Origin of the sequence: Mycobacterium sp. NPDC048908 (genome assembly GCF_043197955.1) — a bacterium.
Lineage (GTDB): Bacteria > Actinomycetota > Actinomycetes > Mycobacteriales > Mycobacteriaceae > Mycobacterium.
Genome location: NZ_JBICUE010000012.1, coordinates 156,828 through 182,560, shown reverse-complemented (window position 1 = coordinate 182,560; position 25,733 = coordinate 156,828). Strand labels below are relative to the sequence as shown.

At 66.2% G+C, this 25,733-nt stretch carries 27 protein-coding genes and 3 pseudogenes; 7 read left to right on the top strand and 23 right to left on the bottom strand.

The window, feature by feature from the left end:
- From ACGFK1_RS26040 to ACGFK1_RS26010, 7 genes and pseudogenes are all read right to left on the bottom strand, one after another.
- Positions 1 to 255: pseudogene (locus tag ACGFK1_RS26040) on the bottom strand (hypothetical protein); the annotation flags it as partial.
- 197 nt (positions 256 to 452) lie between these two features.
- Entirely contained in the window at positions 453 to 1,682 is a 1,230-nt protein-coding gene (locus tag ACGFK1_RS26035) for an acyl-CoA dehydrogenase family protein (protein ID WP_393436289.1), read from the bottom strand.
- Positions 1,679 to 2,674, bottom strand: coding sequence for a GNAT family N-acetyltransferase (locus tag ACGFK1_RS26030; protein WP_393436286.1), 996 nt, complete (start codon positions 2,672 to 2,674; stop codon positions 1,679 to 1,681). The genes ACGFK1_RS26035 and ACGFK1_RS26030 overlap by 4 nt, the downstream gene beginning before the upstream one ends.
- On the bottom strand, positions 2,671 to 4,209 hold the full coding sequence (locus tag ACGFK1_RS26025; RefSeq protein ID WP_393436284.1) for an APC family permease: 1,539 nt from the start codon (positions 4,207 to 4,209) through the stop codon (positions 2,671 to 2,673). The genes ACGFK1_RS26030 and ACGFK1_RS26025 overlap by 4 nt, the downstream gene beginning before the upstream one ends.
- 111 nt (positions 4,210 to 4,320) lie before the next feature.
- The gene (locus tag ACGFK1_RS26020) at positions 4,321 to 5,697 is read right to left on the bottom strand and encodes an LLM class flavin-dependent oxidoreductase (protein WP_393436281.1); all 1,377 of its coding nucleotides are present in this window, start codon (positions 5,695 to 5,697) and stop codon (positions 4,321 to 4,323) included.
- Positions 5,694 to 7,007, bottom strand: a complete 1,314-nt coding sequence (locus ACGFK1_RS26015) for an NtaA/DmoA family FMN-dependent monooxygenase (protein WP_393436278.1) — start codon at positions 7,005 to 7,007, stop codon at positions 5,694 to 5,696. Before ACGFK1_RS26015 ends, ACGFK1_RS26020 begins: the two co-directional genes overlap by 4 nt.
- Positions 7,004 to 7,135, bottom strand: coding sequence for a hypothetical protein (locus ACGFK1_RS26010; protein ID WP_393436275.1), 132 nt, complete (start codon positions 7,133 to 7,135; stop codon positions 7,004 to 7,006). The genes ACGFK1_RS26015 and ACGFK1_RS26010 overlap by 4 nt, the downstream gene beginning before the upstream one ends.
- Positions 7,136 to 7,388: 253 nt before the next feature.
- On the opposite strand from ACGFK1_RS26010, the gene ACGFK1_RS26005 reads away from it, so the two are divergent.
- Positions 7,389 to 7,739: a YidH family protein gene (locus tag ACGFK1_RS26005; RefSeq protein ID WP_393436309.1), complete on the top strand. Its 351-nt coding sequence runs from the start codon at positions 7,389 to 7,391 to the stop codon at positions 7,737 to 7,739.
- The gene (locus ACGFK1_RS26000) at positions 7,736 to 8,038 is read left to right on the top strand and encodes a DUF202 domain-containing protein (protein ID WP_393436272.1); all 303 of its coding nucleotides are present in this window, start codon (positions 7,736 to 7,738) and stop codon (positions 8,036 to 8,038) included. Before ACGFK1_RS26005 ends, ACGFK1_RS26000 begins: the two co-directional genes overlap by 4 nt.
- 3 nt (positions 8,039 to 8,041) lie before the next feature.
- Here the strand turns inward: ACGFK1_RS26000 and ACGFK1_RS25995 are convergent, their stop codons facing one another.
- The 3 genes and pseudogenes from ACGFK1_RS25995 to lepA all read right to left on the bottom strand — a co-directional run bounded on the left by ACGFK1_RS25995 (position 8,042) and on the right by lepA (position 11,479).
- Positions 8,042 to 8,752 carry a sensor domain-containing protein gene (locus ACGFK1_RS25995; protein ID WP_393436307.1) on the bottom strand — a complete coding sequence of 237 codons (711 nt, stop codon included), beginning with the start codon at positions 8,750 to 8,752 and terminating at the stop codon, positions 8,042 to 8,044.
- Between the two features lie 55 nt (positions 8,753 to 8,807).
- Positions 8,808 to 9,533, bottom strand: coding sequence for a sensor domain-containing protein (locus tag ACGFK1_RS25990; protein WP_393436269.1), 726 nt, complete (start codon positions 9,531 to 9,533; stop codon positions 8,808 to 8,810).
- A pseudogene (gene lepA / locus ACGFK1_RS25985) lies at positions 9,534 to 11,479 on the bottom strand (translation elongation factor 4). It abuts the gene before it with no gap.
- Here lepA and ACGFK1_RS25980 point away from each other — a divergent pair.
- Complete coding sequence (locus ACGFK1_RS25980) at positions 11,468 to 12,067, top strand: type II toxin-antitoxin system PemK/MazF family toxin (RefSeq protein WP_393436266.1); 600 nt, start codon at positions 11,468 to 11,470, stop codon at positions 12,065 to 12,067. The pseudogene lepA and the gene ACGFK1_RS25980 sit on opposite strands and share 12 nt — an antisense overlap.
- Here the strand turns inward: ACGFK1_RS25980 and ACGFK1_RS25975 are convergent.
- Both ACGFK1_RS25975 and ACGFK1_RS25970 read right to left on the bottom strand, forming a co-directional pair.
- Positions 12,064 to 12,669, bottom strand: coding sequence for a GNAT family N-acetyltransferase (locus ACGFK1_RS25975; RefSeq protein WP_393436263.1), 606 nt, complete (start codon positions 12,667 to 12,669; stop codon positions 12,064 to 12,066). The two genes, ACGFK1_RS25980 and ACGFK1_RS25975, sit on opposite strands and share 4 nt — an antisense overlap.
- The gene (locus ACGFK1_RS25970) at positions 12,670 to 13,101 is read right to left on the bottom strand and encodes a CBS domain-containing protein (protein WP_393436260.1); all 432 of its coding nucleotides are present in this window, start codon (positions 13,099 to 13,101) and stop codon (positions 12,670 to 12,672) included.
- A gap of 178 nt (positions 13,102 to 13,279) precedes the next feature.
- Between ACGFK1_RS25970 and ACGFK1_RS25965 the strand changes: the two genes are divergently transcribed.
- On the top strand, positions 13,280 to 14,302 hold the full coding sequence (locus ACGFK1_RS25965; protein WP_393436257.1) for an aldo/keto reductase: 1,023 nt from the start codon (positions 13,280 to 13,282) through the stop codon (positions 14,300 to 14,302).
- Between the two features lie 367 nt (positions 14,303 to 14,669).
- On the opposite strand, the gene ACGFK1_RS25960 is transcribed toward ACGFK1_RS25965, so the two are convergent.
- From ACGFK1_RS25960 to ACGFK1_RS25950, 3 genes are read right to left on the bottom strand one after another with little or no spacing between them, the layout of a single operon-like run.
- On the bottom strand, positions 14,670 to 15,020 hold the full coding sequence (locus ACGFK1_RS25960; RefSeq protein WP_393436254.1) for a TetR/AcrR family transcriptional regulator: 351 nt from the start codon (positions 15,018 to 15,020) through the stop codon (positions 14,670 to 14,672).
- A complete protein-coding gene (locus tag ACGFK1_RS25955) occupies positions 15,013 to 15,720 on the bottom strand; it encodes a creatininase family protein (protein ID WP_393436251.1) in 708 nt (235 codons plus the stop codon). The genes ACGFK1_RS25960 and ACGFK1_RS25955 overlap by 8 nt, the downstream gene beginning before the upstream one ends.
- Positions 15,698 to 15,832 carry a hypothetical protein gene (locus tag ACGFK1_RS25950; protein WP_393436248.1) on the bottom strand — a complete coding sequence of 45 codons (135 nt, stop codon included), beginning with the start codon at positions 15,830 to 15,832 and terminating at the stop codon, positions 15,698 to 15,700. Before ACGFK1_RS25950 ends, ACGFK1_RS25955 begins: the two co-directional genes overlap by 23 nt.
- Before the next feature lie 108 nt (positions 15,833 to 15,940).
- Here ACGFK1_RS25950 and ACGFK1_RS25945 point away from each other — a divergent pair, with 108 nt between their 5' ends.
- A complete protein-coding gene (locus ACGFK1_RS25945; RefSeq protein ID WP_393436245.1) occupies positions 15,941 to 16,801 on the top strand; it encodes a ribonuclease Z in 861 nt (286 codons plus the stop codon).
- Between the two features lie 6 nt (positions 16,802 to 16,807).
- Here the strand turns inward: ACGFK1_RS25945 and ACGFK1_RS25940 are convergent, their stop codons facing one another.
- Positions 16,808 to 16,984, bottom strand: coding sequence for a hypothetical protein (locus ACGFK1_RS25940; protein WP_393436243.1), 177 nt, complete (start codon positions 16,982 to 16,984; stop codon positions 16,808 to 16,810).
- A 145-nt stretch (positions 16,985 to 17,129) separates the two neighbouring features.
- Complete coding sequence (locus ACGFK1_RS25935; RefSeq protein WP_393436241.1) at positions 17,130 to 17,840, bottom strand: hypothetical protein; 711 nt, start codon at positions 17,838 to 17,840, stop codon at positions 17,130 to 17,132.
- Positions 17,841 to 17,928: 88 nt separating this feature from the next.
- On the opposite strand from ACGFK1_RS25935, the gene ACGFK1_RS25930 reads away from it, so the two are divergent.
- A complete protein-coding gene (locus tag ACGFK1_RS25930) occupies positions 17,929 to 18,411 on the top strand; it encodes a MarR family winged helix-turn-helix transcriptional regulator (RefSeq protein ID WP_393436238.1) in 483 nt (160 codons plus the stop codon).
- A gap of 18 nt (positions 18,412 to 18,429) precedes the next feature.
- Here the strand turns inward: ACGFK1_RS25930 and ACGFK1_RS25925 are convergent, their stop codons facing one another.
- From ACGFK1_RS25925 to ACGFK1_RS25915, 3 genes are read right to left on the bottom strand one after another with little or no spacing between them, the layout of a single operon-like run.
- Positions 18,430 to 19,269, bottom strand: coding sequence for a transglutaminase domain-containing protein (locus ACGFK1_RS25925; RefSeq protein ID WP_393436235.1), 840 nt, complete (start codon positions 19,267 to 19,269; stop codon positions 18,430 to 18,432).
- Positions 19,269 to 20,246 carry an alpha-E domain-containing protein gene (locus ACGFK1_RS25920; protein ID WP_393436232.1) on the bottom strand — a complete coding sequence of 326 codons (978 nt, stop codon included), beginning with the start codon at positions 20,244 to 20,246 and terminating at the stop codon, positions 19,269 to 19,271. The genes ACGFK1_RS25925 and ACGFK1_RS25920 overlap by 1 nt, the downstream gene beginning before the upstream one ends.
- A 13-nt stretch (positions 20,247 to 20,259) precedes the next feature.
- On the bottom strand, positions 20,260 to 21,810 hold the full coding sequence (locus ACGFK1_RS25915; RefSeq protein WP_393436304.1) for a circularly permuted type 2 ATP-grasp protein: 1,551 nt from the start codon (positions 21,808 to 21,810) through the stop codon (positions 20,260 to 20,262).
- Positions 21,811 to 22,100: 290 nt separating this feature from the next.
- On the opposite strand from ACGFK1_RS25915, the gene rpsT reads away from it, so the two are divergent.
- Positions 22,101 to 22,361: a 30S ribosomal protein S20 gene (rpsT, locus tag ACGFK1_RS25910; protein WP_393436229.1), complete on the top strand. Its 261-nt coding sequence runs from the start codon at positions 22,101 to 22,103 to the stop codon at positions 22,359 to 22,361.
- Positions 22,362 to 22,390: 29 nt separating this feature from the next.
- Here the strand turns inward: rpsT and holA are convergent, their stop codons facing one another.
- The 3 genes and pseudogenes from holA to ACGFK1_RS25895 all read right to left on the bottom strand — a co-directional run bounded on the left by holA (position 22,391) and on the right by ACGFK1_RS25895 (position 25,718).
- On the bottom strand, positions 22,391 to 23,353 hold the full coding sequence (holA, locus tag ACGFK1_RS25905; protein WP_393436226.1) for a DNA polymerase III subunit delta: 963 nt from the start codon (positions 23,351 to 23,353) through the stop codon (positions 22,391 to 22,393).
- Between the two features lie 12 nt (positions 23,354 to 23,365).
- Positions 23,366 to 24,900 (bottom strand): annotated as a pseudogene (locus tag ACGFK1_RS25900) (ComEC/Rec2 family competence protein).
- Positions 24,897 to 25,718 (bottom strand): helix-hairpin-helix domain-containing protein, encoded by an 822-nt coding sequence (locus ACGFK1_RS25895; RefSeq protein ID WP_393436223.1) that lies wholly within the window; start codon positions 25,716 to 25,718, stop codon positions 24,897 to 24,899. The pseudogene ACGFK1_RS25900 and the gene ACGFK1_RS25895 overlap by 4 nt, the downstream one beginning before the upstream one ends.
- Positions 25,719 to 25,733: the final 15 nt, after the last annotated feature.

Sequence of the window (25,733 nt, the reverse complement as noted above, 5' to 3'; positions counted from 1 at the left end):
ACCGGTCGAAATCCGCCACCGGGTGGCCAGCACATCACGCCACGACTTGGCGCCCATCTCCTTGGCCGTGGTCTCGGCCTGCAGCCGGGCCAGCAGCCCGTGCCCATGAGCGGGCAGTTGGCAGGTCAACGTTTCGACTTCGTCGAGCACCGTCAGCACCTCGGGGCGGGTCAGCGCATCGACAGGCAGCGCGGCCAACGCAGTATGGGCGGCGCGCAGCGCGACGACCGCCGCCTGCACCGCATCCGCACTCATGACTCGAACATATGTTCGAATCCTAAGAACTCATGAGTGCAGTTCTGAAGAAAACTCTGAGAAATAGTCGCTGCTCGATCGAGGTGGAGAACCGTTGCGACACAAGGAGATCAAGCCGCCGGGCGCGAGCCCTAGTCGGTGCAGTAGTGGACGGTGCGCCACAGCACTCGCCGCCGGGTTCGTCACATCCCCCAGAGCTAGTTTCCCTGGCCGCCGCGCCCCAGTGTGGCGAGGTCGGCGACTGGATCCTTGCCGTTGATCAGCCAGTCGCCAAGGATGCGTGCCTTGTACACACGCGGGTTGTGCGATGCCAGCGCCCTGGCGTTACGCCAATGCCGGTCCAGGGCCAACTCCTCCGAGACACCCGATGCGCCGAGCGCATCGAAGATGGTCGTCGTCGCCTGTAGTGCCGCCGCGATGATCACCAGCTGTGCCTGCGTCACTGCGACTTCGGCGTCGACCAACCGCTGCCTGGCGTTGTCGTCATCGCCCACCAATCTGCCCGCGACGATGCGGTCGAGGCTTTTGGCGCTCTGCGCCAGCGCGGCCTCCGCGGCGAACGCGTCCGCCGATACCTGTCCAATCACCTGTAGCAGTTGCGCGTCGTCGCTGGGTACTTCGGTGAGCCCCTGCGGATAGTTCCGCTTGCGTTGGGTCAGTGCTGCGGAACCGTCCCGCAGCGCCGCCCGCGTGATTCCAGTCAGCACCGACAGCATCGCGATCTGGTAGAAGTGCGACTGATAGCTGAACCGTTCGACCGCGGGGAAGACATCGCCGTGGTCGGCACGGGCACGGTCATAGCGTGCTGAGCCGCTGGCGGTGGTGCGCTGACCGAAACCTTTCCAGTCGTCGACGAGGGTGACGCCGGGATCGTCAGCGCGGACCAATGCGGTGAGCAGTTCGCCGTCCTCCGATCGGCCCAGCACGTCGAGCCAGTCGGCGTAAAGGCTGCCCGTCGCATAGTATTTCGCACCGGTCACCACCCAGTGGTGGTCTTCGGCGGTAACGGTCGTAACGAGGTTGGCGAGCGTGACGTTGTTGGCTTCCGTCCAGCCACCGCCGACGAATGCGCCCGCGAGGAACCGCTTGATCCAGGTGTCGTTCGTCTCCGACACCGGTGCGTTGAGCCGATCCTCGACAAAAGCGAGGTGATTGCGCCAGATGTGCGACACGTTCGCGTCGGCCTCGCCGAGGTCGGCAAGTAACAGGAAAGTCTGCTCCAGGGACGCGCCGAACCCGCCCTGCTCCTGCGGAATTCGCAGGGTGCCGAAGCCGGCTTCGTTGAGCCAGCGCACCTGGTCGTGCGGGAACACCCGGCCCCGTTCGCGCTCCACACTCCCGGCAGCGATCCTGTCGAACACGGGCCGGAAGGTGGAGCGCAATTCCTGGTCGTAGGCGGTCGGTCGGCGCAGATACGGAGCGGTCATTCGGTGCCAGCCGAAGTATCGATGCGATAAGCGAATTGGTTCTCCACGGCGATGTACCCCAATCGACGGTATAGCAGGTGTGCGTTGCTGCGGTTGTGGATGTCGGTCCCCAGCGACGCCACGGTGAAACCGCGGCGCAACGCCGCGAGCCAGATCTTTTTCAGCAGGAACTCGCCGATACCCCGCTGGCGCTGGTCACGGCGAACGCCGATGTAATCGGTGTGGGCGCTGCGCTCTTCGGCCGCACCGACGCCGGTGGTGTACGTCGATCCGAGCACATAGCCGACGACCTCATAGTCCTCGTCGATCACTGCGAGACTGAAATCAGGTGTGAACGACCGACTTTGGATGTGATGCTGCCACAGCCCGGGCGTCTTCGACATGTTCCCGAAGTGCTCGAGGAAGGTGTCGTATTGAAGCCGGCGGACCTGCTCCCCCAGCCCGCGCTCGATGATCTCGGACCAGTGCACCAGCGTCAACCCGTCGATCAACGCTTCCTGCAGAGCCTTCGGATCCTCGTCGGCCAACGGCTTGCGCGTCCGGATGAATTGTCCCTCCTGGGTTGCACCTCGGCGAACAAGCGAGTCGATCGCCGACTGCTGATCCGCACCGATGAAGGCACGCAAGAACGCATCCGGGATGGTTTCGGCTTCGACGTAAAACCGCGCCACCGTTGCGCCGACGAGATCGTCGACCACATTCGGCGGGCTGCCGGGGCTGAAGACGAAGTCTGCGAGAACCTCCGGTTGCAGACCGTGCGGACGGTGCAGCGCCGTGTAGCCACGCACGTCGCCGTCCTGATCACGGACGAGTGTCACCCCCTCGGGGAACGCACCGTCGAGTTGTTCGGCGATGTCGCGGGAGTCCGCGGCGAACTTGCGCCCGCTCAAACCTCCTGTGGTTGCAAGGAAGTCGGCGATCTGCGAATGGTCGTGCGTCGTCGCCGGGGTGATAGACCAGTTGTCGACAATGCGATGGTCGGTGAGCGTCACGGTGCCACCGGTTCCTTTTCCCTTTCGTCGAGCTCGGGGTCGTCGGCGTCGTGTTCGAGGACGTCGAGAATCCCCTCGTCGGCCAGTCGCTGCTGCTCGGTCTCCGATAGCGTCTGGATGGTGCCGACCCGCTTGGCCACCTCCGGCTTCGTCCGCTTGAGGTACCAGTACCAAGCCAGACCCGCGAGCAGCAGCCCGACGAAGATGAACGGCAAGATGTTGAACGGGAATTCGGGCACCGGGTAGAAGTTGGAGAAGATGACGTATCCGAGCGCCAGCGTCGCTGCGACCGACACCGCCAGACGCAGCGGTGTCAACGCCTTGATTTTGTACAGCCAGATCGGGGTTGCGATGACCACCAGAAGGTAACTCGTCAGGAAGCCGTAGTTGGCCACGTAGCCGCCGTAGACCTCGAACACCACCCGGCCCGCCGAACTGAACGTGGCGACCGTCGAGAACACGAACGCCAGCGCCCCGATGAACCCGATGCCGACCCACGGCGTCTTGTACTTGTGGTGCACCTTGGTCAGCACGCTTGGCAGGGCACCTTCATGAGCAAAGGTGAACAGCGACCGGGCGGCGGCGGTGGTGACGGCGGTGACGAACACGATGAACGCCACCGCCACGGCACCGCTGACCACGTAGTTCACCCAGGCCACGCCCGTGTCACCGGCCAACTGCGGCAGGATCGCCTTGTCCCCGTCGATGTTGCCGAAGAACAGGATCTGCGGGTACGTCGCGACGATGTACAGCACGCCGATCAGCAAGACGACGCGCAGCAGGGACCGCGCGATCGTGTGGTGGGCGTTCTTGGCCTCCGCGCCCAGCGAGGCGACGCTCTCGAATCCGGCGTATGCGCCGACCGCCGACACGGCGGCGATGAACGTCGCGCTGTTGCCGAGGTGACTGGGATTCCATTGCTCCCAATCCACTTTGAACCCATAGCCGATGTACGCCGCGACGATGATCACCAGGATGGACGCGATCGCGATCAGCTCAAAGGCCAGTTCGTATTTCGCCGCAACCGACACTCCGCGGAACGGCAGATACGTTGCGAGCGCGACGATGACCACCACAAGGAGAAGCCGGAACCAGGTGGCCTGGGAGCCCAGTCCGATCGACTCCAGGAACGAGTCCAGATACACCACACCGCCGAGCGTTCCGGTCGTGGCGAACCCGATGTAACCGATCAGCAGGCTGAATCCGGCGGCGTACGCGAAGCCGGGGCCCAAGCCGTTTCCGGTGTAGGTGCCAAGCGACCCAGAGGAAACGGTGCGCTTGGCCTGGAAACTGATCGTCGTGGCGATAAGCACGGTGATCGCCAGGCCGATGACGGCGGCCCATGCCGCGCCCTTGCCGGCCGCAACGAACAACGAGAAGGGCACTGAGGCGACGGCGACGCTTGGTGCCGCCGCGGCAAGCCCTTGAGCGAAAACACCCCTGAAGCCGAGAGCGTCACGCTCGAGGCCGGTATTCTCCGCAGAGGCCAACGCGCGACCACCCAACGCGACTTCGGTGCGAACCGGTGTGGACATGATGACTGCCTTTCTGCCGGTGCGCCGCACGAATCCGTTGGCGCGCAGGCAGTTAACGTGTTGATGATGTGATCCTCACGATGCCGCAAATGGGTGGCATGACGTGAGTTATCAAATCGACAAGATTCTTTTCCGGCGATACGCAGACCCCGGATGGTCATCGGGCAGCACCGCTGCGGCGCCGAAGATCCGCTCCCGCAACGTTCGGGCTCCATTGTCGCCGACCCTTCCGCGGCGGCGGAGTTCCGGAATGAGGTGCTCAGCGACGTCGGCGAAGCTTCCCGGCGTGGTGTGGTAGACGACATTGAAGCCGTCCACGCCCGACCGCTCGGCGTAGGCCTCGAGATCGTCGGCCACGGTGTGTCCGGAGCCGACGAACAGTTCGCCGCCGAACCCGCCCAGGCCGCCGACATAGTCGCGCAGCGTCAAGCGATGCCGAACGTCCGGGTCGTCGACAGCAGCCAGGATCGAGCGGCTGGCGTCGGTTTCGAATTGTTCGATGGGTCGGTCGACGCCGTAGGACGACCAGTCGACACCGCTGAGCGCCGACAGCAGTACCAGTCCGCTCTCGAGGTCGTGGTAGCTCGACAGCTCGTCGGCCTTCGCCTGTGCGGCCGCATCGGTGCTGTCGGTGACGATCTCGACAGACGTGATGAACTTGATTGAATCCGGCTTGCGGCCATGGGCCACCGCCCGTCGCCGAATATCCTCTATGTTGGCGCGCAACACTTCTGGCCGCGGATCACTGGCGAACACCAATTCGGCGTTGCGAGAGGCGAATTCGCGACCGGCCGTCGATGTGCCCGCTTGGAACAGCACAGGGGTCCGCTGCGGCGAAGGTTCCACCAAGTGGGCACCGGGGACGCTGAAATACTTCCCTTCGTGTCCGATGGCGTGCACCTTGGTGGCGTCGGTGTACACACCACGCGCGCGGTCGCGGACGACCGCGTCGGACTCCCACGAACCCTCCCACAGCTTGTAGGTGACCTCGACGAATTCCTGGGCGATGGCGTAGCGCTCGTCATGGGGGATCTGACGGTCGCGGCCGATGATGTTGCGGGCTGCGCTGTCCAGCAGCGATGTGACGATATTCCAGCCGATCCTGCCGCTCGTCAGGTGGTCCAGCGTGCTGAACTTGCGAGCGAGGAGGTAGGGGCTCTCGTAGGTGGTCGACACCGTGATGCCGAACCCGAGTCGGTCTGTCACGGCTGCCATCGCCGAAACCGCCAAGAGCGGATCCGTCACCGGGGTCTGCACTCCGCGGGTCAGCGCCGCGCTGGCATCTCCGCCGTAGACATCGAGTTGACCCACCGCGTCGGCGATGAACAGGAGGTCGAAGCCGCCGTCTTCCAACAGTTTGGCCAAGTCGATCCAATACCGAACATCGGTGTAATTGCTGGTGGTGTCGGCGGGATGGCGCCACAGCCCGAAGTTGCCGTGCGACACCGTCGACATGGTGAACCCGGCGAGCACAAAGGGATCGGTCATGCTGTTGCCTCGTATCGGTTGGTGGGTACGCCCAGCCCGAGATGGTCACGCAGAGTGGTGCCGGTGTACTCATGGCGGAACAAGCCGCGCTTGCGCAGCAGCGGAACCACCTGTTCGACGAAGTCCTCGAACTGACCGGGCAGCCCCGATCCCTGCAGCACGAAACCGTCGGCGGCACGCGAGGCGAACCAGCGTTCGATCCCGTCGGCGAGGTGCTCCGGCGTACCGACAATGCTTGCGCCCCACCCGTTGACGGTCCGATACAAGAACTCACGGACGGACGGACTGCCGTCGGTGGCCAGCGCGCGGTAGCCGGCCAGCGCGGTCTGATGTGTCTGGGTGCTGTCAGGGAACGCCGACTCGGGCACCGGCCCCTCGAGATCTGCCCCTGTGACATCGACGTCGACCTCGAGTAACCAGCCGGCTTGATACTCCGGGCTGAAGTATTCGTAGGCGGAGCGCTCGATGCGGTTCGCTTCTTCCTCCGTCGAACCGACGATGAACCGCAGGGACGGCGTGATGAGAGGTGCCTCGGCGCGCCCTTGACGGCGGGCCTCGTCGTGGATCTGTTGGTAGAACTGTTGCGCGCGGGCACGGTCGCCATGTCCCGTGAAAATCACCTCGGCATGCCTGGCCGCGAATTCGCGCCCGGTCGCTGACGATCCGGCCTGAAAGATCACCGGCTGACCCTGCGCCGAGCGCGCCGCGCCGATGGGACCCTTCACGTCGAAGTACCGACCGTGATGGCCAGGTACGTGAATCTTGTTCACATCGTGGAAGATTCCCGCCGCACGGTCTTCGACGATGGCGCCCTCGTCCCACGAGTCCCACAGCTTCTTCACGACCTCGATGGCTTCGTCGGCGATGCGGTATCGCTCCTCGTGGTCAACCACACCGCGGGCGCTGAAGTTGTCGGCCGCGGCCCGAGCGAAACTGGTGACCAGATTCCAGCCGGCGCGACCTCCGCTGAGGTGGTCGAGCGAGAGCAACTGGCGCGCGAGGTGGTACGGGTGCTGCAGCGTGGCTGACCCGGTTACGACGAGGCCGATGTGTTCGGTGACCGATGACAGGGCCGCCGTCGTGGTGAGCGGTTCGAAGTCCTCGGTGGTCTTGTATGCCCACGTCGTGGGTGGGCCGAAGTTAAGGCCGTCAGCGAAGAACACGGCATCGAAGGCGCCCGCCTCGGCAGTCTGTGCGTGCTGGATCAGCCTGCGCCGGACGCCAGCGGTGCTGTTGTCGATGTCGGGGTGCCGCCATGGCCCCGACGATCTCGTGTTGCCGAAGGCCAGCAGATGGACTTCCCGCGTCACAGCAACAACCCACCGAACGCGACCGCGGCGATGCCTATTCCGAGGACCACCAACGTCCACGCGAGGCTGAGTCGGACCTCGACGAGCATCGGACCGTCGGCAGCCGTCGGGTACGCGTCTTCGACCACGAACGAAGGCTAGGCATTCGACACCGTCGCAGACGAGCGGCAATACCCGCGAACGACCTTGCCGTACCTAGCGTTCGACGAGGTGATCGGCTCGGACGACGGCCAAGGAGCGTTCGAATCAGAGTGGATACAAACCGCCTCGGGCGCCGCAGAAGATGTGTTCGGACATGCCCGCGTGGCGGGGCGGGATTACCGTGGTTACCTGTGTGATCGTCGCCGCGTGGATGTATGAAACACATGAGGAGACTAGGTGGTGGGCGACAACGACGAGATCGAACCGGATTATCGCTTCACACTGGCCAATGAACGCACGTATCTGGCGTGGCAACGCACCGCACTCGGTCTGCTTGCCGCCGCCGTGGCGGTCGTCCAGTTGGTCCCCGAGTTGTCGATAGCGGGTGGACGGCATGTGCTCGGGATCATCCTGGCGTTGCTCGCAATCCTCACCGCAGGCATGGGCATCGTGCGCTGGCGGCAAGTCGATCGCGCCATGCGCCACGACCGCCCACTGCCGCGCCACCCGACGCCGATCTACCTCGGAGTCGGACTCGTCCTGATCGGTCTGCTGACCGTCGGCCTTGTCGTGGTCAAGGCAGCCAGTTGACCGTCAACACCGATACCCAGCCCGAGCGAACGAGTTTGGCGTGGACACGGACCTCCTTGGCGGTGCTCGCCAACGGCGTTCTGCTGTCGCTCAGAGACACCCGGAGCGGGGTGCACATCGCGGCGGCCGTTGCCGCCGCCGCGCTGGCCATGGCCACCTACCTGATCGGCGTTCGACGCCAGCGGTTGTTGGCCCAGCGGCCGCTTCCGGACCGCATTTCGCCGCGCCGCGAGGTCTATCTGACCGGCGCGGCAGTGATCGCCCTCATTCTGGTCAGCGGGCTCGCGCTTGCGATTTGAGTGTTATTTCTTCGCCGCGTTGGCGACCATCTCGTCGGCGATCGTTGCCGCCTCGTCCTTGATGCTGTAGGCGCACGCCCACGCCTCGACGGTGACGTTGGACACCACCGAGAGCGCGTGCTGACAGGCCCACCCACCCGCGTCCTCCTGCGCGGTCATTTGGCTGATCAACGCGTCCTCGGACACCAGGTCGTCGATCTGCCACAGGTAGCTGGCCGAAAAGTTGTCCACCGAAACGGAGTAGCCCGCGCAGTTCTCCCATGACGACTTCGACTCGTCGAAGAAGTTCTGCGCTTTCTCGGCCGTCGGATAGAGCACCGCGGTCTGCTCCACCCAGTGCTCGTTGTCCTCGCCGGGTTCTCTGGCCACCTGATCGCGCATGGCGGTCCAACCGCTGCCCGCGTACACCGGTTGCTCCGCACCGTAAATCGCACCGAGGCAATCGGGGTCGGACACCTCACCGGAGTGGTCGGTCATCTGCTGCAATTCGCTGGTGACCTTCATCTGCGTGGACCCCATGATGCCGTTGAGTTCACCGATCGACAGCAGCACGTCGTCGAGCTTCGCCTCTGTCAGCGGCCGAACATCCGCGGGAGCGGCGTGCTGCGCGGGCAGCGCGGTGCCGGACACCGTGGTCACGCACCCTGAGAGCAGGACGGACGCCGCGAAAACGGGTGCCGCTGCGCATGCCCGGGTCGCCGAGCCCCTGAAGATCACCGCGCTATTGTGACCGACCGGCCCCCGACGCGTCGGCCAGCCGCCAACTTCGCTAGCCGCCGGCCTTCCGCGACATCAGATTCGCCACCCCGACAGCGCCCGCGGCGTCTCCGCCGCCGCTGCCAGGCGGATTCGTGATCTCCACGTCCACAACACAATCCGACGCCACGCCGAGCGCCCGCTGGACCGAGGAGCCGTTGTTGTGCAACACCACCGCCGACACGATTCGGTCAGTCACCGAGACGTCGGTGATCCTGCTGACCCCGTCCGCGCCGTGTTCGGGTTGATGCAGCACCAGCGTCTGTCCGTTGCAGCGGTGCCATTTGTCTGCCGCCGCGGCCAGGAACGCTTGGGCGTCATCGGTGGAGTCGAACTTCACCGCACCGAAGAAACCCGAATACGACGGGCCGTTCTGATCGCCGCCGATCCAGGACCGACTGGCCACCGACTGCACCGGACTCGTTTGGTAGACCACCTTTTCCAACCGGTAACCGGCGCTGACGCAGTCGACCGGCGTCACCTCGGATTCGCGCACGCTCTGCAGCAGCATGTCGGGCCCGCCGTTGACGAGTTGCCCCATGAAGCCTGGTGTGCCGAGGATGGTGGCCAGCTCGTTGACAGTGGGCAGCACCTGGACGAGGGCGCGGGACGCGGATGGCTTGGCGGCCTCGGCGATGTGGACGGTAGGTGGGCTTGCGACCGGATGCGATGAGCAACCCGCAAGCGCCGCGCACGCGCTCAACACCACGAGCATGGGCCGGGTTGAGCGCACGGTCACCTACTTCTTCGTCGCTTTGTCGGCCGGGGCGTCGGTGGACAGTGCGGCGACGAACGCCTCCTGCGGCACCTCTACCCGGCCTATGGTCTTCATTCGCTTCTTGCCTTCTTTTTGTTTCTCCAGCAACTTGCGCTTGCGCGTGATGTCGCCGCCGTAGCACTTCGATAGCACGTCCTTGCGGATCGCGCGGATGTTTTCGCGAGCAATGATCTTCGAACCGATCGCGGCCTGCACGGGAACCTCGAACTGCTGCCGCGGAATCAGCTCCTTGAGTTTGGTCGTCATCTTGTTGCCGTAGGCGTAGGCCGCCTCTTTGTGCACGATCGCGCTGAACGCGTCGACGGCCTCGCCCTGCAACAGGATGTCGACCTTGACCAGGTCCGCCTCCTGCTCGCCCGCCTCCTCGTAATCCAGGCTGGCGTAGCCGCGGGTGCGTGATTTCAACGCGTCGAAGAAGTCAAAGATGATCTCCCCCAACGGCATTGTGTATCGCAGCTCGACGCGCTCCGGCGAGAGATAGTCCATGCCGCCCAGTTCACCGCGGCGCGACTGGCACAGTTCCATGATGGTGCCGATGAATTCGCTCGGCGCGATGATGGTCGTCTTCACCACGGGTTCGTAGACCGTGCGGATCTTGCCGTCGGGCCAGTCCGACGGGTTGGTGACGAGAAGCTCCTCACCGTCTTCTTTGACGACCCGGTAGACGACGTTCGGCGACGTGGAGATCAGGTCGAGGTCGAACTCCCGCTCGAGCCGTTCGCGGGTGATCTCCATGTGCAGCAGACCAAGGAAGCCGCTGCGGAAGCCGAAGCCCAACGCCACCGACGTCTCCGGCTCGTAGGTCAGCGCGGCGTCGTTGAGCTGCAGCTTGTCCAGCGCGTCGCGCAGATCCGGATAGTCGGAGCCGTCGACCGGATACAGCCCCGAATACACCATCGGCCGCGGCTCGCGATAGCCGGTCAGTGGCTCGGCGGCCCCGTTGCGCGCCGTGGTCACCGTGTCACCGACCTTCGACTGGCGCACGTCCTTCACCCCGGTGATCAGGTAGCCGACCTCGCCGACGCCGAGCCCGGCGGCGGCCTTGGGTTCCGGTGAGACGATGCCGACTTCCAGCAGCTCGTGGGTGGCGCCGGTGGACATCATCTTGATCCGCTCGCGCGGCACGATCCTGCCGTCGACCACGCGGACGTACGTCACCACGCCGCGGTACGTGTCGTACACCGAGTCGAAGATCATCGCCCTGGCGGGTGCGTCCGGGTCGCCGACCGGCGGTGGGACCTCGCGGACCACGTGGTCGAGCAGGTCGGCGACGCCCTCGCCGGTCTTACCTGAAACGCGCAGCACGTCGGTGGGTTCGCAGCCGATGATGTGGGCCAGTTCGGCGGCGTAGCGCTCCGGGTCGGCGGCGGGCAGGTCGATCTTGTTGAGCACGGGAATGATGTGCAGGTCGCGGTCGAGCGCCAGATACAGATTGGCCAGCGTCTGCGCTTCGATGCCCTGCGCCGCGTCGACCAGCAGCACGGCGCCCTCGCAGGCTTCCAGCGCGCGCGACACCTCGTAGGTGAAGTCGACGTGGCCGGGGGTGTCGATCAGGTGCAGGACGTAGTCCGTGCCGTCGACTTGCCAAGGGAGCCTTACGTTTTGAGCCTTGATCGTGATGCCGCGCTCACGCTCGATGTCCATCCGGTCCAGGTACTGCGCACGCATCGACCGCTCGTCGACGACACCGGTCAGCTGCAGCATCCGGTCCGCCAGCGTCGACTTGCCGTGGTCGATGTGGGCGATGATGCAGAAGTTCCGAATCTGCGCCGGCGCCGTGAACGTTTGATCGGCGAAAGTGCTGATGGGAATCTCCTGGTGAGGCGGGTGGTGTGCATTACCAGGGTATCGAGGCAGGGCCGTCTCGACACAATCGCGAGCCGCAGCGGTCCCTTATGCTCGGAAATATGGCTCCGCCATGGAAAAGCTTCCAGCAGACGTTTCAGCGGTTTGCGGAGAATCTCGTCTTCAACGAGGCGCCGAAGTTCATCCGCCAACAACTGCAGTCCGGCATTCAGACCAGCATAAAAATCGGGATCGATGCGCTGTCCAACGCCACCAACGAGGAGCGCCCCGCGATCACGGCCGGTCGCCCGGTCACCAACAACAGCGTTCCGACCGCGCATCGCGCCCGCAAGCTGGTGTATGCACCCGACCTCGACGGCCGCGCCGATCCTGGCGAGATCGTGTGGACCTGGGTGGTCTACGAGGACGACCCCACCCGAGGCAAGGACCGCCCGGTGTTGGTGGTGGGTCGTGACCGCTCGACGCTGCTCGGCCTGATGCTGTCCAGCCAGGACCATCACCGCGACGACCCGGACTGGGTGGGTATCGGCAGCGGACCGTGGGACTACGAGGGCCGAGCCAGCTGGGTTCGGTTGGACCGGGTGCTGGACGTGCCGGAGGAGGGCATCCGGCGTGAAGGCGCGATCCTGGATCGCGAGGTCTTCGAGGTGGTGGCCACCCGACTGCGCACCGAGTACTCCTGGAGCTAGCGCGGGTTTCGCCACATCGTGAACATGCTCGGCCCGCCGTCGGGCAGCTTGATCTCCCCGGTGACCTCGAAGCCGAACCGCGAGTAGTACGGCACCAAATCCGGTTTGCTGGCCTCCAAGTAGGCAGGCGCGGCCTCGGCATCGCAGCGGTCGAGGCGCGAATGCATCAGCGCCTGGCCGAAGCCGGCGCCGCGAACCGTCGGGTCACTGCCGATGAGCATCAGATACCAGTGCGGCTCGTCGGGATGGTGTTCTTCCATCAGCCGCACGATCTGTTCCATCCTCGCGGTGCGCCGGCCGAACGCCCAGAGAAAACCTGGCAGCATCGACAACTTCTGCAGTTTGGAATCCTCGCGTTGGCCGGGCGGATCCCACAGCGTCGCGGCGCCGAGCACGCCGGCGCGACTGGCCACTTCGGATCCGGCGCGGGACAGGAAATGGCGACGTGCGATCGTGGCGAAACCGCGCGGCAGCGCCTTCGCCCGCGCGTCGTTGTCCGGCACCATCCACATCGTCACCGGATCGCCGTAGAACGCGCGCCCGAGGACGCCTGCGGCCGCGCGGATCTCGCGTCGCCCCAACGGACGGACGTCAACCGACACTCAGCGCCCCTGGGTGATGTAGGCCTGCAGATGCTGCTGCTCGGCCTCGAGTTCCTCCATCCGGTTCTTGACCACGTCACCGATGCTGACGATGCCAGCCAACCGGCCGTTGACCACCACGGGGACGTGCCGCACGCGATTCTCGGTCATCACCACGCTCAGACTGTCGACCGAGTCTTCCGGTGTGCAGGTGACCAGCACCGTGGTCATGATGTCGGACACCGGCCGGTGCAAGATGTCGGCGCCCAATTCGTGCAGCTTGCGCACGACGTCGCGCTCCGAGACGATGCCGACCAGCCCGTCCTGCGACACCACGACCATCGCGCCGATGTTGTGCACGGTCAGCTCGGTGAGCAGACCGGCGACCGACGTCTCGGGGGTGATGGTGGCCACCGACGCACCCTTGTTGCGCAACACGTCCGCGATTCGCATCGAAGCCTCCTCGTGACCCAACTCACAGGTTAAGTCCGACGGCGCTGCTTCGAAAGGAATTCCGCGTTGCAACCGGGTCACGTCCGCTGCCCCCGGCGGCGAAACTGTATTCCAGCAGACAAAGTTCGAGAAGGGGCCTGCTGGAATACAGTTTCGGCAGGAGTAGTTAGGACGGGCCATGACCAGTGCCAACACCGCGCCCACGGTCAAGCTGGGTGACGAATTAACTGTCAGTGCGATCGGGTTCGGCGCCATGGCGCTGACCCCGGTGTACGGCGAAGTCGACGATACGGAGTCGCTTGCCACGCTGAACCGCACCGTCGATATGGGTGTGACGTTCATCGACACCGCCAACATCTACGGCGGCGGCAACAACGAGAAGCTGATCGCCAAGCTGCTCGCAAAGCGGCGCGACGAGGTGACGCTGGCGACCAAGTTCGGAATTCAGGGCAACCCCGCTGAGCGCGCCGCGGGCAAGATCGGGGTCCGGGGTGACGCCGCGTATGTGCGCCAGGCCATCGAGGAAAGCCTGCAACGGTTGCAGACCGACGTCGTCGACCTCTATTACATGCACCGCCGCGACGTCACAGTGCCGATCGAGGAGACCGTCGGCGCCATGGCCGAATTGGTGGCAGCGGGAAAGGTTCGCCATCTCGGGCTGTCCGAGGTCACCGCCGACGAATTGCGCGCCGCAGTCGCGGTGCATCCGATCGCCGCGGTGCAGAGTGAGTGGTCGATCTGGAGCCGCGACGTCGAAGGCAATGTCGTGCCCACGGCCGCGGAACTCGGCGTCGGCTTCGTGCCGTATTCGCCGTTGGGGCGCGGCTTCTTGACGGGGACCGTCCGCTCGGCAGCCGACCTCTCATCGCCGAACGACTTCCGCAAGACCATGCCGCGGTTCAGCGGGGACGCGTTGGAGGCCAACCTCGCCGTGGTCGACGTCGTGCGGTCCGTCGCCGAACAACAGGGCGCGACGCCCGCTCAGGTCGCGCTCGCGTGGCTGCGGTATCGCGCGAAGGCGATGGGCGTGGCGTCGGTGCCGATCCCTGGTACCCGGCGGGCCGAACGCGTCGCCGAGAACCTCGGCTCACTGACCGTCGAGCTGACACCCGAACAGGTGACTGCACTTGACGCCGCTGGGGCGTCGGTGTCGGGTCACCGATTCAGCGATATGAGCTTCGTGTCGGGCGGCCGGGAGTAGTCAGCCGGGCGGCCGCGTCACCCGTAGGGCGATCGACGCGTCGTCGAATTGCGCCGCCTGGGCGCTGATTCTGGCGATTTCGCTGGGCCGTTTGAGCAGCCCCCTGACGGCGATGGTCGCGACCTGCTGCCCTACCCGGATCGCCTCGTCGGCGCGGTCCGCCTTGTCGGTGTGCAGCCGGGTGCGTTTCTGCGCGCCTTCGTCGAAGTTCAGCAGCAGTCCTGCCGTTTCCTCCCGGTCGCAGTCGATGAACTTGCCCTCACTGATCGCGGCGCCGATGAGGTCGACGACCCAGTTCTTCAGCCGTTCGTAATCCGTCCAGAACTGGTGGAATTCAGCGCGTTGATCGTGTGCGATGCGTTGGATCTCATTGAAGTCGATCCGGCGACAACGCCAACTGCATGGTGTCGAACCGCAGCAGCCGGTACAGCTTGACGGCGGGTGAGCCCGAACCAGCGCCCACCTCCGCGATGAACTTCAGCGGCGCCCGGTTGACCATCAGGGCCTCCTGCAACAGTTGTTCTTTGTTGCGGAACCAGTAGTACAGCGACGACTGCTGCAGCCCCGATGCGCGCGCGATGTCGCTCATTGTGGTTTGCGCATAGCCCTTCTCGGAGAAGAGCTTGGTCGCCGCGTTGACGATGTCGGTGCGCGGTGATGACGTCTGCGCGGAGGCGGTGTTGTTGCGTGGTCGTCCGATGCCGGTGACCTTAGCCAAGTGGAGCCGTTTCCCTGTGGGCACGCTCGACGACGTCGCGTGCCGCGGCCACGACGTCCTGCCACAGTTCCAAGCCCATCGCCTTGGATGCGCGCGACGGGTGTCCTGTCACCCCGTTGGTGGAGACGTGTTGCAGCCCATAACGAAACACCGTGCCCTCGGTGCGGTCTGGATCATCGGCGTCGCGCATCTTCTCGGTGTCGACGAGTTCCGGTCGCAGCACCAGCATCAGGGACGTTTCGGCGGCGTTGGCGTGCCAGTCCACCGCGTCTTCGGTCGCCCGCCGCGCGATGTCGGCGGTCAGGTCCCACCATTGCATGACGCCGATGCGCAGTTGGGTGAAGTCGCGCCGAAAGCGATCGCAGGCCATCCACAACGCGGACGCGTTGCCGACGTGGCCGTTGACGAACAGCAGTCGGCGGAACCCGGCGTCCACACAGGCTTCGGCCACGAGGTAGGCCGTCGCGGCTGTCTGTTCGCCCGACAGCCCGACGGTGCCTGGCATCCGGGCACCGTGAAAGAAGCTGGCGCCGAACGCAAGTGGTGGCAGCACCACCGCTTTGTCCTCCGCCGCGGCGTCGGCGAGCGCGGTCGCGACAATCGTGTCAGTGCCGACCGGCAGATGCGGGCCGTGCTGCTCGGTCGCACCGACAGGGATCAAAGCGACGCAGTCCGGGTCAGCGGCAAGCCGATCGGCCAACTGTGCCGAGGTCAACTCGGCGCTTGAAGATGCGTTCGACCTCGACGGCGTACAGCTCGTCGCTGCTGTAGGCCTCGGGCGGCAGAGTGACCGCCTTGTCAGGTGACTCCACGGCGCCACCCGCCGTCACTTCACGTGGAACTTTCAGAACGTCCTCAATACCTTATTGAAAGCCTTGGTTTCACGTTCTGACGCGCCCGAAAGCGGTAGGAAGGACAGCATGATCGAGGTCACGCTGCTCGGCACAGGCAGTCCCATTCCCGACGCCCGCCGCGCGGGGCCGTCGACGCTGGTGCGCGCGGGTGGGCAGACGTTTCTGATCGACTGCGGCCGCGGAGTGCAGCAGCGGATGACGGCCGCCGGTGTGGGCGCGAACGCGCTGAGTGCGCTGCTGCTGACACATCTGCACAGCGATCACATCGCCGATCTCGGCGACCTGCTGATCACCCGCTGGGTGACGACCTTCGATCCAAACCCGGTGCCGTTGCCCATCATCGGGCCGCCCGGTACCGCCGAAGTGGTCGACGCGACGCTCAAGGCGTTCGGACTCGACATCGGTTACCGGATCGCGCATCACGCCGACCTGACGTCACCGCCAGGCGTCGAGGTGCACGAGTACACCGACGGCATGGTCTGGGACCGCGACGGGGTGTCGATCCGGGTGGCGCCTACCGATCATCGGCCCGTTGCGCCGACGATCGGGTTTCGCATCGAACACGGCGGCGCCTCGGTGGTGCTGGCCGGAGACACCGTGCCCTGCGAGGGCCTCGACGCACTCGCCGCAGGCGCTGGTGGCTTGGTGCACACGGTCATTCGGCATGACCTGATCGAGAAGTTGCCGATGCAGCGCATCCGCGACATCTGTGACTACCACTCGTCGGTCGAGCAGGCCGCGGCCACCGCGGCGCGCGCCGGCGTCGGCATCCTGATCCTCACGCACTACGTGCCTGCGATCGAACCGGGCCGAGAGGATGAGTGGCGCGCCTTGGCCGCCGAGGAGTTCGACCGTCAGATCGAATTGGGCGACGACTTGCACCGCGTCGAGGTTCATCCCGGGGTGTGCAGCAAGCCGGCCAGCTGATGCGGGCTAGTTGCGCCGAAGCCGTCGGCCGCGGGCGATCAAGACGACATGTTGCACGCCGAGATCCCCTAGCGTCCAGCACCGCGCGGCGAGTTCCTCGGCGCCTTCACCCTCCTTCAGCACGGTGGTCGACGACGGCGCGGAAATTCTGACGGTCGCCGGACGGGCCGCGAGTGTGAACACACTGCGAGAAATCCGCCGAAACCTCGCAGTGGTTTCACACTCGCGGGAGGAACATGAGCGGCGCGCTGCTGGGCGTGCGCGAGGGATGCGAGACGGTCGCCGATGCAGTCGGTCCACAAGTAATTCGTCACGCTCACACCGAGTTTCATGCTCGGACCGCCCCCTGAGCCTTGTTGCGTCGACGCAGAGGCAACATCGCTGCAGCCACCACCAGCCAGACCAGGCCGGTGAACCGGGCGACAGGCAACAGCGGCGACAGCCCCGGCCAGATCAACACCAGCGTGGTGAGTTCGGCGAGCCCGGCGATGACCAGACCGGCCCACGCGAGGCCGCGCGGCAGCAGGCCGACGAGCAGGCCGGGCACCGCGATGCCCGCGATCAGCAGGCCGAGTGCGACCACATGCCAAGGGCCTCCGGTCAGATACGTGAGGTAATACAGCGCGCGCACCAACGCGGCATCGGAGGTGACCTCCGGGCGCGACAGTGTCCAGATCAGCAGGCCCGACAGCCCGAGGCCGGCCGACGCCAGCAGGCCGCCCGCCAAGGCGATGGTCGCTCCCGGCGCGGTGATGCCGAGTTGGCGCAGTCGCGCGCTCGCCGTGGCGGCGTAGATGGCCAGCGGGATCGACGAGGCGAACGTCCCGACGGCCATCGCAACCGCCGCGGCGTGGTTGCTTGCGACGTAATCCTGGATGTCGGCAGCGGAGCCATAAGGAAGCGGCATCACACCACCGGCGAGCACGACGCCGACAACCAGTCCGGCGAGCAGCAGGGCCAGCGAGACCGCGGCGAGCGGCGCCAGCGGCGGTCCCGCCTGCGCCGGCCGCACAGTCGTATTCGCAGTTGAATCGTTCATAATTTGAACGATATGTCTGTTTCCGAACCGCGGCAAGGGCGGTCAGTGTTTCGCCTGTTAAATCGTTCACCATTGCTACGATTGGGCCGTGCCAGCATCCTCATCCGACGGTGACAACGTGGCGTTCCTGCTCTCGCAACTCGGCCACCGGTCGGCCTCGGTCTTCGCGGAGTTGATCGCGTCGATCGACCTGACCCCGCCGCACGCGGGCGTTCTGCGGGCCATCGCGTCCGAACCGGGCCGCAGCCAGCAGGCGCTCAGCGGGCAATTGGGGCTGTTACCCAGCCGCGTCGTCGCGTACGTCGACGAACTGGAGGATCGTGGTTATGTCGAGCGACGACGCAATCCCGACGACCGCCGTTTGCACGCGCTGTATCTGACCGCGGCGGGCAAGAGGATCATCACGAAGATCGGCGAGTTGGGCCGTCAGCACGAGCGCATGATGACCGCCGGGCTCGACAGCTCGCAGCGTGACAGCCTGCGGGAACTGCTGGCGATCGTCGCGGAGGCGCAGGGCCTGACTCGCCACGTCCACCCTGGCTTCCGCACCTTGGGTCGCGCCAAGCGGTGACGTTAGCCGAGAAGGCAGCTAGGCAAGGCGGGTGATCTCGACGACCACGTCGAGATCCGTCGAGCCTTCGCCCGAGTAGATGCCTTTGAGCGGGCTGACATCCGAGTAATCGCGGCCCACGCCGACACTGACGTACTGCTCGTTGATCGCGCTGTCGTTGGTGGGGTCGTAGTTCCACCAGCCGCCGGTCCACGCCTGCACCCACGCGTGGCTCTGCCCATCGATGGTCTCGCCGACCACCGCCTTGCGCTTGGGATGCAGGTACCCGGACACATAGCGCGCCGGGATTCCCATACCGCGCAACAGGATCAGCGTCAGATGCGCGAAGTCCTGACAGACCCCCTTGCCCTCCCGCAGCGCGTCAAGTCCGGACGAGTGCACACCGGTGGTGCCCTTGACGTACTTCAGTTCGCTGTGGGCCCAGTTGGCGGCGGCGACGACGGCCTCCTGCGGATCGTGGTACTTGGCGATGCGCTCCCCCACCCTCCTGATCCGCTTGCTGTCGGGCGTGTACCGCGTTGGGCTGAGCACCTCGTCGAATCGGTCGATCACCGCATCGGAGCGCAGATCATCCCAACTCACCTTGTCGGCGGGCAGTTCGGCGCGGTCGGTCTCCACCACCGAACTCGACGTGACCTCGAGTTCGGTGTGCGGCGCGTGCAGGTCGAACGCGGTGACCGCGGTGCCCCAGTAGTCGACGTACCGGTAGGACCTCGTGGCGGGCACGGTTTCCACGCGATTGAGGATGACGTTCTGCCTGTTGTCCGAACGCGGAGTCAGCCGCGCCTCGTTGAACGACGCGGTCACCGGCGACTTGTAGGCGTAGCCCGTTGAATGCACCACCCTCAGTCGCCACATCAGAGTTCGCCTTCCTCGATGACGAGCGCGCCGTTGTGCCCAGCGTCGTGCCATGCAACCCACGGCGCCGAGTGGAAGTACTGCACCGCCAAGGCTTCTCCGACGTCGTGGCACGTCTTCTGCAAACCCGCCAGTCGCTTCTCCAGCGAGTCCAGCAGGGCGCCAGGCTGAAGGAATTCCAACTCGCTGCGGGCGCGGCCGAGCAGCCGTTGCGCCTCGGCGGTGGCGCCGAGCCGACTGTGCGGACGGTTGAGCAGTTCGTCGAGACTGTGCTCGGCAAGCCGCAGCGAATAGAAGATGGATCGAGGGAAAAGCCGGTCGAGAAGCACGAATTCGACGACGCGGCCCGCGTCCATCACGCCGCGGTAGGTGCGCAAGTAGGTGTCGTGTGCGCCGGCCGACCGCAGCAACGTCACCCATGCCGGCGACGAGGCGCTGTCGCCGACCCGGGACAACAGCAGTCGCACCATCATGTCGACGCGCTCGATCGCGCGGCCAAGCACCATGAACCGATAGCCGTCGTCGCGGCTCAGCGTCGAGTCGGCCAGGCCTGCGAACATCGCGGCGCGGCCTTCGACGTAGGATAGGAACTCGTGCGGCCCAAGGCGTTTGGCGGCGCGCTCACGTTCGGCCAGCGCGTTGTAAGTGGTGTTCAGACACTCCCAGATCTCGGTGGAAGTGACTTCCCGTGCGCCGCGGGCGTTTTCCCGTGCCGCAGAGATGGATTCGACGATCGAGCAGCCGCCCGCGGTATCGCGGCTGAACGCCACCAGGTCGGTAAGCGACCACACGTCCAGTTGTCCCTTGGGCGCCTCGATGCCGAGCACCCGCAGAAGGGTGCGCGACGCCTGGTCGGGGTCGACACTGGAGTCCTCGAGCAGTTGATGCACGGTGACGTCGAGGATGCGGGCGGTGTCGTCGGCGCGCTCGACGTAGCGCCCGATCCAGTACAGCGATTCAGCGTTGCGCGCCAACATCGAGATTCGCCCCCTATTGCTGCTGCTGACTCGAGCCGTTCAGCGGCCGCTGCGTCTGCGACTGCTGCTGTTGCTGTTGTTGTGACGAGCCGTCGGAGCCGTTGCCGGACTTGGGCTTGGCGGCTTTCGGCAACGACCGCACCACCTCGGCCGCGCCCAGCTCGCGGTCGGCGACCGATGCCCGCGACGCCAGCACCCAGGTGTCCTTCGACCCGCCACCCTGGCTGGAGTTGACCACCAATGAGCCCTCCGGCAGCGCCACGCGCGTCAGCCCGCCGGGCAGCACCCACACCTGATCGCCGTCGTTGACCGCGAAGGGCCGCAGGTCGACGTGGCGGGGAGCGAGCTTGTCGTCGATCTGGGTGGGCACCGTCGACAGCTGCATGACCGGCTGCGCAATCCAGCCGCGCGGATCGTTGCGGATCTTCTTGCTGATCGCCGCCAGTTCCTTGTCGGACGCGTCAGGACCGAACACGATCCCGTAGCCGCCGGAGCCCTCGACCGGTTTGATCACCAGGTCCGCGACGCGGTCGAGCACCTCGCTGCGTTCCTCACCGAGCCAACACCGATAGGTGTCGACGTTGGCCAGCAGCGGCTTCTCGCCCAGGTAGTACTCGATGATCGTCGGCACATAGGTGTAGACCAGCTTGTCGTCGCCGACCCCGTTGCCCACCGCGCTGGAGATGACGACGTTGCCTGCCCGCGCGGCGTTGAGCAGGCCCGCCACCCCGAGCACCGAATCCGGCCGGAACTGCATCGGGTCCAGGAACGTGTCATCGATGCGGCGGTAGATCACGTCGACTTGCCGCTCACCCTCGGTGGTGCGCATGTAAACCGCGTTGTCGCGGCAGAACAGATCGCGGCCCTCGACCAGTTCGACGCCCATCTGCCGGGCCAGCAGCGAGTGTTCGAAGTAGGCGGAGTTGTAGACGCCGGGGGTCAGCACCACGACGGTCGGATCGGCGACGTTGTTGGCGGCGGCGTTGCGCAGCGCCCGCAGCAGATGCGACGAATAGTCGCCGACCGCGCGGACGCGATGCGTGGCGAACAGGTTCGGGAAGACCCGCGCCATCGTGCGGCGGTTCTCCATCACGTAGGACACGCCGGACGGTGAGCGCAGGTTGTCCTCGAGCACCCGGAAGTCGCCTTTGGCGTCGCGGATCAGGTCGATGCCCGCGACGTGGATGCGTACACCATTGGGCGGCACAATGCCTGCGGCTTCGCGGTGGAAGTGCTCACACGAAGTGACCAACCGGCGCGGGATGACGCCGTCGCGCAGGATCTCCTGCTCCCCGTAGATGTCGTCGAGGTAGTGCTCCAACGCCTTCACCCGCTGCTTGATGCCGCGCTCCAGGCGGGTCCACTCGGCCGCGGAGATCACCCGCGGAACGAGGTCCAGCGGAAACGGACGTTCCTGGCCGGACAGCGAGAACGTGATGCCCTGGTCGATGAACGCACGGCCGAGCGCCTCGGCGCGCGCGGCCAGATCCGACGCGTCGGACGGAGCAAGCTCGGCGAAGATGCCCTTGTACGGGCCGCGCACGTTGCCGTCGGCGTCGAACATCTCGTCGAAGGCCGCCGAATAGCGGCCTGCCTTCTTGTAGCCGTCGAAGATGCCGTCGTACCGTTTGGACGTCCGCCCGTTCGTGCGGGCCGTCCGTGCGGTCCCGGTTGGCAAGGTTCGAAGGCTCACCCATCACATGCTGCACCAAGTGAGCCGTTTCGGCAGGCCAGACGGCCTCGCTTTGGGAGATTCGGGGGCGCGCTGGTACCCTGAACAGTCGCTGCCCGCCGTCAGGCGAGGCGCAAGCCGGACTTTGAGTAACCCAACCTAGATTTCGAAGGAATTACCGCGTGGCCAACATCAAGTCGCAGGAAAAGCGCAATCGCACCAATGAGCGCCGCAGACTGCGCAACAAGTCGGTGAAGTCGTCGCTTCACACGGCGGTCCGGGGACTCCGCGAGGCCATCGAGGCCGGCGACAAGGACAAGGCCGGCGAGTTGCTGGCGGCGACCAGCCGCAAGCTGGACAAGGCCGCCAGCAAGGGCGTCATCCACAAGAATCAGGCGGCCAACCGCAAGTCGGCACTGGCCCGCGCGCTGAACAAGATCTGACTCGGGCCCGGCTCAGCCTCTCAGCCCTCTCAGCCCTCTGCGAGTTCGGCGACCCTTCTGACCGCCGCCTCCAGGGCGTAGTCCGCGTCTGCCGCGGCGCCCTTGACGTCGGCATTCAACGCCGCGACCAACTGCATGGCCTCGGCTATCGACTCGCGTGACCATCGGCGCGCCTGCCTCTGCGCCTTCTGCACCCGCTTCGGCGGCATGCCGAGTTCGGATGCCAACCGGTAGGGATCGCCGGACAGCGGGCCGACCCGCGCGATGGTGTGCACGGCCTCGGCCAGTGCGTCGGCCAGCACCACCTGCGGTTCGCCGCTCATCATCGCCCAGCGCAGTGCCTCCGCAGCACCCGAGACGTCGCCGACGACGGCCATGTCGGCGATATCCCAGCCCTTCACCTCGGCCTTACCGGAGTGGTAGCGACGCACCGCGGCGGCGTCGATCTGACCGTCGGTGTCGGCGACCAATTGCGAACAGGCAGAAGCCAGTTCGCGAATATCGGAGCCGACGGCGTCGACCAAAGCGGTGACGGTGTCGTCGCTGACCTTGACCTTCAACGACCGGAATTCCTTACGGACGAAATCCACGCGCTCATTGGGCCACTTGATCTTGTCGCATGGATGCACTTGTGCGCCAAGCTTTTTCAGCTGGTCAGCTAGGGCCTTGGCGCGTCCGCCGCCGGAATGTACGACTATCAGCATGGTGCCGGGCGGCAGGTCGGCCGCCGCGCCCGCGATCAGCGCGACCGCCTCCTTGCCTGCTTCGCCGGCCGCCTCCAGGACGACCACGCGCTGGTCGGCGAACAGCGACGGGCTGAGCAGCTCGGCCAGCTCGCTCGTGCTGACCTCGCCTGCGCGCAGCCGGTCGACCGGGACGTCTTCGGTGCCCGCCTGCTTGCGCGCCTGCCGAAGCACCGCGGCCACCGCCCGCTCGACAAGCAGATCTTCCTCACCCAACACCAGATGTAGGCCCGCGCCGGCTTCACTCACCCCTCGATCGTGTCATGTCCGGCCGACAGTGCCCGACAGCGTCCATGCGAGCAGGAACGCGGCGGCCAGCCCCGCGCCGACGCGGACGCATCGCCACCGCCACAACACCACCGCCGTGACACCGGCGGCCGCGACACACACCACCCCCGCCAGGCCCGACGGCACGTCAATCGCGGCGCCCGGCACCTGCGCCGCCCAACGCGCCACCCGCAGCAGCCACCACAACTGCGGGCCGGTGAATCGGATCAGCAATTGCGCACCGGCCGGCCACAGCGGACACAACGCCGCGGCGGCCGTGCCGACGACGGTGATCGGCGGGATCACTGCGGCCACCGCGAGGTTGGCGGCCACAGACACCATGCTGAACGTGCCTGACATGCCCGCGACCAACGGTGCGGTGACAAGCTGGGCGGCCACTGCGACGCTGATCGCGTCGGCCAGCGGCTTCGGCCAGCCCCGCCCGACCAGCCGCCGGGACCACACGGGTGCGATCACCACGAGCGCCGCGGTGGCCGACACCGACAGCGCGAATCCGACGTCGACGGCCAGCTCGGGGGCGGCGATCATCAGCATGAGCACGCTGGCCGACAGCACAGGGATGGCCTGCCGGCGCCGGTGCGACACCACCGCGAGCAGCGTGATGGCGCCCATCACGGCGGCACGCAACACGCTGGCCGACGGCTGCACCACGATCACGAAAGCGACCAACGCAAGCGCGGCCAGACCCACGGCCAGCCGCGGCCCGAACAATGCCGCGGTCATCAGCACCGCACCGCAGACGATGGTCACGTTCGCCCCGGACACCGCGGTCAGGTGAGTCAGCCCCGAAGCCCGGAACTCGCCGATGGTCTTGGCGGACAGCGTGGACGTGTCGCCCAGCACCAGTGCGGGCAGCATGGCCGCCTGGTCCGCGGGCAACACCACCCGCGCGGCGTCGGCGAAACCGGCACGGATCACCTGCGCGACCCTGTCGATCGGCGCGGCCTCTCCCAATCTTGGCTCACCCGTCGACGACAGCACCGCCACAGTCAGGTCGTGCCGAGTGGGCCTGCTGATGCGGGCGCGGAAGCTCGCGGGCCGCCCAGCGGTCAAGTCGGCGAAATCCGCCGCCCTTGTGAAAACCACAACCCGGCCGGACATTCGCTGGTTCCGACCCGTTGCAGTGATCCGCGGAACATCATCCGTGCACCGCCGAGTGACCGCGGCGTTTCGCTGGGCGTCACGACCACGGTGGCGACCGTGCCGTAGCGCTCGGCGATCGAATGATGCTGAATGTCGTTGACACGCAAGCTGATCGCGACCGCGAACGCCACGCCGACAAGTGCGACGGCGACCACCCCGGCGGCCATCCCGCCACGGGCCTGCCCTGCGCGTCGCCCACTACCCCACCGTCCCGCCGCCGCCGTCGCGGCCACCGCCAGGCCGACGGCAATGCCGGAACCGCAGATCTGCCAAAGAGTGCCGGCAGCGGTGACCGCCCAGCTGGTGAGCGCCGCAGGCACGATTCGCAGATCCAGCGGGGCCGCGTCGCCGTCCGGAGGCGTCACACACGGACATGGGCACGCAGCTTCTCCAGCCGCGCAGGTCCGATACCGTCCACATCGCCGAGCTGGTCGACGCTGGTGAACCGCCCGTTGGCGTCGCGCCACGCGATGATCGCGGCGGCCGTCACGGGGCCCACCCCAGGCAGCGCGTCGAGTTGCTCGACCGTTGCGGCGTTCAGATCGACCAAACCACCTGACGCTGAGCCCTTTCCGTCTGTCGGCGGGCTGCTCTCCTGAGACGCGGCTGCTGGGCCGGAGCCGACTGAGCTACCCATCGCTGCCGGCTGCCCGGGCGCCCCGACGATCCCGACGATGACCTGTTCGCCGTCCGTCACCCGCCGAGCCAGGTTCAGCCCGACGAGGTCGGCGCCATCCAATGCGCCGCCCGCTGCGGTGAGCGCGTCCGCGATACGGGCGCCGGGCGCCAGCGTGACCAGTCCGGGCTTGTGCACAAGACCCACCACGCTGACCACCACAGGCCCGGAGGCCTCCGACGGCGTGGCCGCTGGACTGGGTTTGGCCGACGAAACCATCTCCACCGGTGGCAGTTTCGCCGATGCCACCGGCGCCGCCTTGTCCCGCACCACGGCGAAGGCCGTGACCAAGACCGCAATCACACCGACGACGGCCAAAGCGATGACACCGGCCCGCCCGGGATCCGCCCTGACGGCGGTGACCCAGCCGGCCGCACCCCTGGATTGCTCGGTGTCGGGTAGCCACCGCGACAGCGAGGTGTCCGGCTCGGCGTCCCCATCGGCGGGTGATTCAGTTTCGCCGCCGAGCCGGCGGGCAAGTCGCTCGGAGGGTGATTCGGTTCGCATGCCGTCAAAGTAGGT